The organism is Nevskia soli DSM 19509 (assembly GCF_000711955.1).
In the GTDB taxonomy this organism is placed as follows: Bacteria; Pseudomonadota; Gammaproteobacteria; order Nevskiales; family Nevskiaceae; genus Nevskia; species Nevskia soli.
The window spans coordinates 40,301-50,235 of record NZ_JONR01000036.1 but is presented as its reverse complement, the minus strand read 5'-3'; the positions used below and the strand labels follow the sequence as shown (position 1 = coordinate 50,235).

Annotated in this window: 10 protein-coding genes; 6 read left to right on the top strand and 4 right to left on the bottom strand. The window is 63.8% G+C overall.

The genetic code is table 11. From position 1 onward, the window contains the following. Positions 1 to 205, bottom strand: a 205-nt coding sequence (locus BP26_RS30390; RefSeq protein WP_211254962.1) for a hypothetical protein, incomplete at its 3' end; no start/stop codon positions are given. 294 nt (positions 206 to 499) lie between these two features. Between BP26_RS30390 and BP26_RS0117625 the strand changes: the two genes are divergently transcribed. Both BP26_RS0117625 and BP26_RS29620 read left to right on the top strand, forming a co-directional pair. Continuing rightward, positions 500 to 1,237 (top strand): response regulator, encoded by a 738-nt coding sequence (locus tag BP26_RS0117625; RefSeq protein WP_211254961.1) that lies wholly within the window; start codon positions 500 to 502, stop codon positions 1,235 to 1,237. 313 nt (positions 1,238 to 1,550) lie between these two features. Then, a complete protein-coding gene (locus BP26_RS29620; RefSeq protein WP_157572592.1) occupies positions 1,551 to 1,712 on the top strand; it encodes a hypothetical protein in 162 nt (53 codons plus the stop codon). A 47-nt stretch (positions 1,713 to 1,759) separates the two neighbouring features. On the opposite strand, the gene rpoD is transcribed toward BP26_RS29620, so the two are convergent. Continuing rightward, the gene (rpoD, locus tag BP26_RS0117615; protein ID WP_029921881.1) at positions 1,760 to 3,598 is read right to left on the bottom strand and encodes an RNA polymerase sigma factor RpoD; all 1,839 of its coding nucleotides are present in this window, start codon (positions 3,596 to 3,598) and stop codon (positions 1,760 to 1,762) included. Between the two features lie 316 nt (positions 3,599 to 3,914). Between rpoD and BP26_RS0117610 the strand changes: the two genes are divergently transcribed. The 4 genes from BP26_RS0117610 (at position 3,915) to BP26_RS0117595 (ending at position 6,545) form a co-directional block, all read left to right on the top strand. After that, a complete protein-coding gene (locus BP26_RS0117610) occupies positions 3,915 to 4,808 on the top strand; it encodes a spermine/spermidine synthase domain-containing protein (protein WP_051749112.1) in 894 nt (297 codons plus the stop codon). A gap of 36 nt (positions 4,809 to 4,844) precedes the next feature. Next, on the top strand, positions 4,845 to 5,081 hold the full coding sequence (locus tag BP26_RS0117605) for a DUF2970 domain-containing protein (RefSeq protein ID WP_029921879.1): 237 nt from the start codon (positions 4,845 to 4,847) through the stop codon (positions 5,079 to 5,081). A 153-nt stretch (positions 5,082 to 5,234) separates the two neighbouring features. Further along, positions 5,235 to 5,582, top strand: a complete 348-nt coding sequence (locus tag BP26_RS30915) for a hypothetical protein (RefSeq protein ID WP_029921878.1) — start codon at positions 5,235 to 5,237, stop codon at positions 5,580 to 5,582. Between the two features lie 354 nt (positions 5,583 to 5,936). After that, positions 5,937 to 6,545 carry an adenylate kinase gene (locus BP26_RS0117595; RefSeq protein WP_029921877.1) on the top strand — a complete coding sequence of 203 codons (609 nt, stop codon included), beginning with the start codon at positions 5,937 to 5,939 and terminating at the stop codon, positions 6,543 to 6,545. Positions 6,546 to 6,620: 75 nt separating this feature from the next. Here the strand turns inward: BP26_RS0117595 and BP26_RS0117590 are convergent, their stop codons facing one another. After that, on the bottom strand, positions 6,621 to 7,886 hold the full coding sequence (locus BP26_RS0117590; protein WP_029921876.1) for a porin family protein: 1,266 nt from the start codon (positions 7,884 to 7,886) through the stop codon (positions 6,621 to 6,623). Between the two features lie 421 nt (positions 7,887 to 8,307). Then, positions 8,308 to 9,819 (bottom strand): aldehyde dehydrogenase family protein, encoded by a 1,512-nt coding sequence (locus tag BP26_RS0117585; RefSeq protein ID WP_029921875.1) that lies wholly within the window; start codon positions 9,817 to 9,819, stop codon positions 8,308 to 8,310. Positions 9,820 to 9,935: the final 116 nt, after the last annotated feature.

The window sequence follows — 9,935 nt, the reverse complement described above, 5'->3', positions numbered from 1 at the left end:
CTAAGCGTACCGCCAACATGGCTGGAGTCATCAAGGGATCGTTTGGGTCGGTTTCGTGAACAATCCGCAGGTAGAACGCGGCATAAGGCGCAAGAAACGCCAGTGTCACCGCCAAAACGCGCCAGCCGTTCCAGGCCGGCCGTCGCCAATCGGGCTGTACACGCTTGGAGGTGTGCTCTGCGCCGCCACCGACGATACTAAACATTACCATTTCACTCCATCCGCCGGTGTGATTCCGACGGTGCTATTAGAAGCCTATTCGACGTTGGAAATCGAGACTGCCTGGACCGTCAAACCGTAAGCATTGTCTATACGCGACGCAGCCATTCGTAAATCCCGCATAAAAACAGGCCGCCGCTTCGATTGGCGACGAATAGATATATTTTTCATAGTTGGCTTGGAATCCCGCATTGACCCATATCAATACAGATCTCCGCGCAGTTGCTAGTCTTAAATTTATCGTTGTCCGATTCTGCGGACTATCAAAGCTGGGGATGCGATGCCAAGCGCTGATTTCGACAACCAGGCCCTAACCCACGAAAGTGCTCCGATTACCGCCGGCCGAATCCTCGTCGTTGACAACGATCCCGCGATTCGCCGCCTGCTGAACAGAATGATGGGTGTGCTTGGTTACAAGGTCTTTGAAGCCAGTAGTGCGGCAAAAGCCTTTGAGCGATTGGCCGAGACAAAGATTGATCTCGTTATTTTGGAACTGGACCTCCCCGACGGCGATGGCCGGGACATTATCCACAAGTTAAGGCTGGGCTCGCGCGTGCCCATTATCGTCCTGTCTACGCGGAACGACGAGCTTGGCAAGGTTCAAGCACTCGATGCGGGCGCAAACGACTATGTTACCAAGCCGTTCGGCGTTGAAGAGTTGGCTGCCCGCATCCGCACCGCGTTTCGCCATTGCATACAGTCGCAAGGCGTCAATCCTATATTTGAGTACGGCGGCCTCTGCATCGACCTTGTTAGTCGCCGCATCACGCGCGATGGTATCGCGATCAAGCTTTCACCCAAGGAATACGACGTCCTGCAGCAACTGGTGATCCACGCCGGGAAAGTACTCACGCATCGCCATCTACTGCGCGAGGTTTGGGGCGCGGACAATGAGGACGACGTTGCCTACCTTCGCGTTTACATGCGCCAACTGCGTGGCAAACTGGAGAGCAATCCAGCTAACCCAGCCTTGATGCTCACCGAGCCAGGGGTGGGGTACAGACTCAGTGTCAGCTGAAAGATGTGGGTCCGTCCGCCACTTCACTGCCATGAGGACCAAAGGGCGTTGGCTCCGCCTCTTGGTACTATCACGAATCTAAGTGAGGCGCCCGTTACCGGACGTTCGCGGCAGGCGCCTGTGGGCTGTGCCCGACGGAGGTCGGTGGCAAATGACAGCTTTCCAACGTGCGAAATTAAGGTAACGACCGTCCGTTCCTGGCCCGCCAGAGATATGCCGGCGACTTCCTGAGCGCTGCCGTTGGCCGTCAATCTAACGGTGAAGGGGGCCACCCCGGGGCGGGTCGGTCAGGGCTGAAACCAAGCCGGTCAGCATGATCAGCGAGCTTGTCAGCGCCGGCAAGATCTGGTGGCAGGTCGATCCAGCGCCCGCATCCATCCGCATGGCCACCCTCTCCCGTCTGCGGGAGAGGGAAGCGCTATCGAAGCGCATAAAGGATTTGCGCGGATTCGCGCCGCCAGTCGTCGCGCAATAAAAAAGGCCCCGCATCGCGGGGCCTTTTCCTTGCAGCTTTGCTGAAGCTTATTCCACCACGAACGAACGCAGGTGGTTGGCCCGGCTCGGGTGGCGCAGCTTGCGCAGCGCCTTGGCTTCGATCTGGCGGATGCGCTCGCGGGTGACGTCGAACTGCTTGCCGACCTCTTCCAGCGTGTGGTCGGTATTCATGTCGATGCCGAAGCGCATGCGCAGCACCTTGGCCTCCCGCGGCGTCAGGCTGGCCAGGATCTGGTGGGTAGTCTCGGCCAGGGCCTGCGAGGTGGCGGACTCCAGCGGCGACACGGTGCCGTTGTCCGGGATGAAGTCGCCCAGGTGGGAATCGCCGTCGTCGCCGATCGGGGTTTCCATCGAGATCGGCTCGCGCGCGATGCTCAGCGCCTTGCGCACCTTGTCTTCCGGCATTTCCATCTTGATCGCCAGCTCTTCGGCGGTGGGCTCGCGGCCCATCTCCTGCAGCATCTGGCGGCTCATGCGGTTGACCTTGTTGCTGCTCTCGATCATGTGCACCGGGATGCGGATGGTGCGCGCCTGGTCGGCGATGGAGCGGGTGATGGCCTGGCGGATCCACCACGTGGCATAGGTCGAGAACTTGAAGCCGCGGCGGTATTCGAACTTGTCCACCGCCTTCATCAGGCCGATGTTGCCTTCCTGGATCAGGTCGAGGAACTGCAGGCCGCGGTTGGTGTACTTCTTGGCGATGGAGATGACCAGGCGCAGGTTGGCCTCGACCATTTCCTTCTTGGCGCGGCGGGCCTTGGCCTCGCCCACGGTCATGCGGCGGTAGATGTCCTTGATCTCGTCGATCGACAGCAGGTTCTCGACTTCGATGTGCTTGAGCTGTTCCACCAGCTGCTCGATGTCGCCCTTGCGCGAAGCCAGGGTCGCCGAATACTTGCGCTTGGCACGGATCGCCTTGTCCACCCAGGCCAGGCTGGTGGAGCCTTCCTCGCGGAACTTGGCGATGAACTCTTCGCGGCTCATGCCGGCGTCGCTCACCACCACGTTCATGATGGCGCGCTCCAGGCCGCGGATCGACTCGACCCTGTCGCGCAGGTTGAGGGTGATCTCCTCCGTCATCTTGCGCGACAGGCGGAAGCTCATGATGTGGTCGGCCACCGCGGCGCGCAGCTTGGCGGTCTTGTCGCTGGAAGCGCCCAGGCGCTTCAGCGAGGCCAGCGCGGTGTCGTGCAGCTTCTGCAGTTCGGCGAAGGCGGCGGCGGCCTGCTCCGGATCCGGCCCGGTGGCGGCGGCTTCCTCTTCGTCGCCGTCCTCGGATTCCTCGGCGTCCAGTTCCACTTCCTCGGCCTCGGCCAGCGCGGCCTCGGCGGCGGCGGCTTCGGCGTTCGGGTCGAAGAAGCCGACCACCACCTCGGCCAGGCGCTTGCGCCCGTCTTTCGCCGCGGCGTAGGCGTCGAGCAGGGTGCCGGCGGTCTGCGGGTAGATCGCCATGGCGTAGAGCGCCTCGTTGAGGCTCTCCTCGATGCACTTGGCAATGCGGATTTCGCCCTCGCGGTCGAGCAGCTCCACGCTGCCCATCTCGCGCATGTACATGCGCACCGGGTCGGTGGTGCGGCCGAATTCGGAGTTGGCGGAGGCCAGCGCGGCGGCGGCCTCTTCGGCGGCCTCCTCGTCGTCCTCGGCGGCGGCCACGGTGGGCTCGCTGAACAGGCGCGATTCCTCGTCCGGCGCTTCGTCATGGACCGGAATGCCCATGCCCTGGATCATCGTAATGACGTCTTCGACCTGGTCCGAATCGACGACTTCGGTCAGATGGTCGGAGACTTCGGCATGGGTCAGGAAACCCTTTTCCTTGCCGAGTGCAATCAGGATCTTGATCTGGGACTGCTGGTCAGAAGCGCTCATCAACTGGCTCTCGTACGTGGTGCCGACCACGGAAAATCGAAAATCGGCGAAGAACCGCATATTTTACCGGAAATTCCGGGGAATTTCAGCAAAGCAAGGTTGTGACCCCGTTTGCCGGCCGCCGTTCCGCCCGGTGGGCGCAAATCCTTGCCCATGGCCGGCGGCAGCGGTTTACAGGGCAAGTCTTCAACCAAGTCCTTACCATGACGCAAACAGTGGGGACGATTTTTCCATCCACAACGGGCCGGCTGCCGGCCTGCGGCAGTCCCCCGCCGGGGGCGGCCCCTACTTCCAATGACGCTCCAGTGACCCGACAGTGACCGATACCGAAACCAAGCGCCGCAGTTCCCCGCCGAAGCGGGCCGCCAGGGCCGCCGCCAAACCATTCAACGGCACCGGGTTCCTGCCGCCGCAGCGCATCCCGGACGAGAATATCCGCCGCCCGCCGCCGCGCCCGCGCGAGGAGGGCGATCCGGACCCCTTCGTGGTGGACGACGGCGTCATCCGCTCCCTGCATTTCAGCCCCTACTACGTGCAGAGCGAGATGAGCATCGACGAGCCCTACGCGCTCAAGCTCGCCTACACCCGGCAGATGATGGCCTTCATGCTGTTCCTGCCGCGGCCGAAGCAGGTCACCATCGTCGGACTGGGCGGCGGCTCGCTGACCAAGTTCTGCTACCGCGAGCTGCCGCGCGCCAGCATCACCACGGTGGAGATCGACCGCGGCGTCATCAACTGCGCCCACTACTTCCAGATCCCCGCCGAAAACCAGCGCATGCGCATCGTCCACGCCGATGCCGTCGACTACTTCGCCGCGCCCGACGAGCGCGCCGACGTCATCCTCATCGACGGCTGCGACGAGCTGGGCATCGTGCCCTCCTTCGGCAACGCCGGCTTCTACCAGAAGCTGCGCGCCGGCCTGCGCCCCGGCGGCGTACTGGTGGTCAACCTGATCGGGCCGGATGAAGTGGTCGACTTCCACCGCGGCCTCATCGCCGACACCTTCGACGACCGCTTGATCGTCCAGGACGTGGTGGGCGAGGGCAACCGTGTCGCCTTCGCCTTCAACGAACCCTGGCGCGAGCCGGACTGGCCCGCCATCGAGCGCGAGGCGCGCAAGCTGGCCCGCCGCCACGGCCTCGACTTCTCCGCCTTCGCCCGCAAGCTGCAACGTACCTACGAACAGCAGCCGCGCCGGCGTGGCCGATAAACTACACGCAACACCTTCCCTCCTCAGCAGACTCCCATGACCGAGCCTCCCGCAGAACAACCCGGCAAAGACGAGCGGGCGCCCACCCTGCTGCAGACCGCCGCCAGCGTGGTCTCCGCCGCCTTCGGCGTGCAGAGCGAGAAGAACCGCGAACGCGACTTCAAGCACGGCAAGGCCTCCACCTTCATCATCGGCGGCATCGTCTTCACCCTGCTGCTGATCGCGGTGCTTTACTTCGCGGTGCGCCTGAGCCTGAAAGCCGCCGGAGTCTGACAGGCGACGCTGCGCGGCGCATAAATGACCGCCGTCGCAGGCGCGATGCATTCTGTTACAGGCTCTAAGTGCCGCAGCGAACAGACGCTGTGTACGCCTCCGGCCAGAGTGGCCCATGCGGTCTCCCGGCCGCGTACCACTTGAGAGGCCGTCATGAAATATTCGATCCCGTCACTTCTGCTGCTCGCCGCACTTGGACTCGGCGCCTGTACCGGCCCCATGGGTCCGCAGGGCGAACAGGGCAACACCGGCAATACCGGCTATACCGGCGCCAAGGGCTCCACCGGCAACCAGGGCAATACCGGCAACACGGGCAACACCGGTGCCGTCGGCGACACGGGCGCCACGGGCAATACCGGTAACACCGGCAACACCGGCGCTGTCGGCGACACCGGTGCCACCGGCAGCCAGGGCAACCAGGGCAATACCGGCGCCAAGGGCGCCAAAGGCCAGAACGGCGCGGGTGGCAGCACCGTCGTCGTGGTGCCGCCGCCGCGTTGATCCGCGGCATCGCCGAAGCGGAGGCCGGGCAAAAGGCCCCGCCGCCGCTTTCGGGCGCAGACCGGTGATGCAGCCGCAATACGGTCCAGCCATGACCGCATTGCGATTGCAGTCACTCGTCCAGCGCCGATCACAGCCGGCGCGGTCGTTCGCGTGAACGGCGCTTGTGCGATGAACTGACGCGGGCGTGATGTGTATTTTCAGTCGGGGATGTACTTCTTCGTGCGCTTCGGCCGGACGCGTCGTCCGCTTGCAGGACGTGCGTGGGCCCGCGTCCCGCGGCATGCATCTTGCCTTCGCGTCCCGCCCCGGAAATGTCCGGAACGCTCGATGACTGCGAAGGAAGGAACGAAGATGCGGATGATACTGTTGGGTGCACCCGGTTCCGGCAAGGGAACACAGGGCGAAAAACTGGCGCACGAGTTCGGTGTGCCGCGCCTGTCCACCGGCGACGCCCTGCGCGCCGCGGTCAGCGATGGCACGGAACTGGGCCGCAAGGCCAAGTCCGTCATGGATGCCGGCGGCCTCGTCGCCGACGACATCGTCGTGCAGATCGTCGAAAGCCGGCTGGCCCAGCCGGATACCGCCGGCGGCTTCATTCTCGACGGCTTCCCGCGCAATACCGCGCAGGCGCGAACGCTGGATGCGCTGCTGCGCGGCCACGGCACGCCCCTGGACCTGGCCCTGCACCTGGAAGTGGATGACGAAGAGCTGGTGCAGCGGTTGCTCCTGCGCGCACAGCAGCAGGACCGCGCCGACGACCGCGAAGAGGTAATCCGCTGCCGCATCCGCGTGTACGGCGAGGAGACGCGCCCGCTGCTCGACTACTACGGCGCGCAGGGCAAGCTGGTTGTGGTGCCCGGCACCGGTGCGGTCGAGGACATCTTCCAGCGTATCGTCGTCCGCCTGGCCGAAGCGGCCGGCAAGTCGGCGTTCGGCGGGCGGCGGGTGGCGCACGCCTAGCGCGCGGGCCGATCGCCCGGAGGAAAAAAGAAGGGCCGGGAAGTCCCGGCCCAATATCACCTCTGGGGGAGTCGTTCAGAACGACAGGAAGGCGCCGACATTGCCGCTGATGCTGCGGTTGCTGTCCCCGTTGTGAGCTTTGGTGTCGACATCGCTGATTTCGCTCAGCAGGGTCAGGTTCTTGGTCAGCGAGTAATAGACGCCGGCCGTGACCTTGCTGTTGGACTTGAGCAGGTTGGGCACATTCGCTTGATCGGCGTTGTTGGCATAGCCGAGCCGGCTTACGCCGTAGTTCACGCCGAGCTTGACCTTGTTGATGGTGTAGCTGCCCTGCAACAGGTAGCCGCTGGAATTGCGCTTGTTGCCCAGCCCGTCATCCGAGAGGAAGAACAGCCCGGTCGTGCCCAGGCCGCTGCCGCGGTAGTAGTAGGCCACCGCCTCGAACGCATCGATATCCAGCTTCGCCAGGGCATCGATACCGAAGCCGTTGTAGCTGTACGGCGTGGCGCCGATCAGGTACTTCTGTTTCTGATCCAGAAACGCGCTCGACAGGTACAGCTTGGTGCCCTTGTCGAAAGCATAGGTGTAGGTCAGTTTGCCGTGGACACCCGGCGCGCTTTTCGGCGCCGCGGGTCCAGGCGCGGTGAGCGAGTTGATCGGGTCGAAGATGCCCAGCGTGGCATTGAAGCCGGCGTAGTCCGGCGTGGTGTAATTCATCTGCGCCAGCGTATCGGTATAGATGTAGCCGAAGCCGATCGAGCCGAGCGAGGTGTTGGACGGCGTTGCGGTGGAGAAACTGCCGGCGACACCCACACCGGGGAGGGTCATGTCGTTGATGATGGCGTCGAAGCCGAACAAACCGAAGTTGCGGCCCAGGGTGAAGGTCCCCATGTCCTTGTTGCCGAAGGTCATGTAGACCTGGCGCACGTCCAGTCCGGTGGTGCCCAATGCCACGTTGGTTCCGGCCGGTGAACCCTGCTGCACGTTGGGCGAGCCGCCGTCGTTGGTGCTGATGCCCGGATACAGGCCGAAGTGCGCCGTGATGTCGTAGCCGCCCTGCGTGGTGGCGACGCCGAAGGACATCGCCGCCGGCAGCAGACCGTTGCCCACGTTGGAGACGCTGCTGCCGCTGGCGCTGCCGGTACAGGCGCCGCCCACGGTGGTGATGGCCTTCGCCGACGAGGCGCTCTCGCAGTCCGAGTAGATGTAGTGGACGTTGATGTTGCCGTTGAACGAAAACTTCCAGTCGCCATTGACCATGTCGAAGGCATGAGCGGCGCCGGACGCGCAAAGCAGAGACATGACGCCGGCAACCGGAATGATCCTGCTGAACCTGTTCATCGTTTTAGCTCCCGTATAAGAAAAAAAGTGGTTCGCAAAGCAGCGAGCCGTTTTTCTCCTCCATCCCGGCCCGTGCGAGCGGCGCGGGAGCAAGTGCCATGCCATTCCGTCCGGATGCGGAAATGCCCAGTATCTACAAGGCTTTTCTCAAGATATCGGAGTTGTATCGAGGCGGCCGGACGTGGAGAAGTCCCGGCGATGGGTGACAGGTCATGGCAAGCGCGGTACAGCCTGCGCCTTCACATCGCCACGGCTGGAGCACCAGTCATGGCGCCGGATTCGGCGCGCGTTCCCTTTTCCATCACCCTGGGTGCGGCGAAGGATCCGGCCGTGCACGTGGCGTGTGGATCACACATGAAAAAGCCGCACGGTGCGGTACCGGTATACCGGCCCGCCCCGTGCGGCTCTCACCGCGCGTGACTTACAGGCTGATGCAGACCGACTTCGTCTCCAGGTAATTCTTCAGCACCTCCTGGCCCATCTCGCGTCCCCAGCCGGACTGCTTGTAGCCGCCGAAGGGCAGGGCTGCGTCGAAGATGTTGTAGCAGTTGACCCACACCGTGCCGGCGCGCAGCCGCGAGGCCAGGCGGTGGATCTTGCTGGCGTTGGTGCTGTAGATGCCCGAAGCCAGGCCGAACACCGTGTCATTGGCGCGGCGGATCAGGTCGTCGTCGAGTTCCTTGAACGGCGTGGCGGTGACCACCGGTCCGAAAATCTCGTCCTGGTAGACGCTCATCTTCTCGGTGGTATCGACCAGCACCGTCGGCTCCAGGAAGTAGCCCCGGTCGCCGATGCGCTTGCCGCCGGTCAGCGCCTTGGCGCCGTCGTCCGCGCCGGACTTGAGGAAGCCGGAGACGCGGTCGAACTGGATCTGCGACACCAGCGGTCCCATCTGCGTGCTGGGGTCGAGGCCGGGGCCGACCTTGATGCCCCGCGCCGCCTTGGCGATGCCGTCCATCACCTTGTCGTAGATCTTCTCCTGCACGAACAGGCGCGAGCCGGCGGCGCAGCACTGGCCCTGGTTGAAGAAGATGGCGCTGGCAGCGCCGGGAATGGCGATATCCAGGTCGGCGTCGTCGAGGATGATGTTGGGCGACTTGCCGCCAAGTTCCAGCGACAGCTTCTTCAGATCGTGGGAGGCGGCCTTGACGATCAGCTTGCCCACCTCGGTCGAGCCGGTGAAGGCGATCTTGTCGACCAGCGGATGTGCCGCCAGCGGCGCGCCGCAGGGCTCGCCGAAGCCGGTGAGCACGTTGAGCACGCCGTCCGGCACGCCGGCTTCCTGGCAGATCTCGGCCAGGCGCAGGCCCGACATCGGTGTTTCTTCCGCCAGTTTCAGCACCACCGTGCAGCCGGTGGTCAGCACCGGGCCCAGTTTCCACGCCGCCATCAACAACGGGAAGTTCCAGGGAATGATCTGGCCGACCACGCCGATCGGTTCCTTGCGGGTATAGGCGTGGTACTCGGCGCCCGGCGTATAGGGCACCGACAGGGGGATGGTGCTGCCTTCGATCTTGGTGGCCCAGCCCGCCATGTAATGGAACAGGTCTGCAGCCAGCAGCACGTCGGCGGCGCGCGCCACGGCGATGGGCTTGCCGTTGTCCAGCGATTCAAGCTGCGCCAGGTCCTCGGCGTACTTGAGGATCAGGTCGCCGATCTTCCACACGATGCGGCCGCGCTCGGACGCTGTCATGCGCCGCCAGGGGCCTTCGTCGAAGGCCTTGCGCGCCGCCCTTACCGCCAGATCGACGTCGTCTTTTTCGCACGCCGCCGCATGGCCGATGATTTCGCCATTGGCGGGATTGAAGACTTCGAAGGTCTTGCCGGACTGCGCGGATTGCCACTTGCCGTTGATCAGCACCTGCTTGGGCTGACTGAGGAATTTCCTGACCGCCGGGCTCAGTGCGGTCAGACCACCGTCATTTCCATCCATTTTTCGCTCCTCCAATTGACCATCGCGATGGTCGCTAACTGATTGATCGCCGTGGTGCGACCGGGTCTACGACCAAGGTCTAATACGGCGCCTGACGATCCACTGCATCGTCGCGG

What these genes read in the sequence shown, in the direction of transcription:
- BP26_RS0117605 (WP_029921879.1), top strand. Translation starts at nt 4,845, where the DNA reads ATGACCGAGCCTCCCGCAGAACAACCCGGCAAAGACGAGCGGGCGCCC.
- BP26_RS0117595 (WP_029921877.1), top strand. Translation starts at nt 5,937, where the DNA reads ATGCGGATGATACTGTTGGGTGCACCCGGTTCCGGCAAGGGAACACAG.
- rpoD (WP_029921881.1), bottom strand. Translation starts at nt 3,598, where the DNA reads ATGAGCGCTTCTGACCAGCAGTCCCAGATCAAGATCCTGATTGCACTC.
- BP26_RS0117585 (WP_029921875.1), bottom strand. Translation starts at nt 9,819, where the DNA reads ATGGATGGAAATGACGGTGGTCTGACCGCACTGAGCCCGGCGGTCAGG.
- BP26_RS0117625 (WP_211254961.1), top strand. Translation starts at nt 500, where the DNA reads ATGCCAAGCGCTGATTTCGACAACCAGGCCCTAACCCACGAAAGTGCT.
- BP26_RS29620 (WP_157572592.1), top strand. Translation starts at nt 1,551, where the DNA reads ATGATCAGCGAGCTTGTCAGCGCCGGCAAGATCTGGTGGCAGGTCGAT.
- BP26_RS30915 (WP_029921878.1), top strand. Translation starts at nt 5,235, where the DNA reads ATGAAATATTCGATCCCGTCACTTCTGCTGCTCGCCGCACTTGGACTC.
- BP26_RS0117590 (WP_029921876.1), bottom strand. Translation starts at nt 7,886, where the DNA reads ATGAACAGGTTCAGCAGGATCATTCCGGTTGCCGGCGTCATGTCTCTG.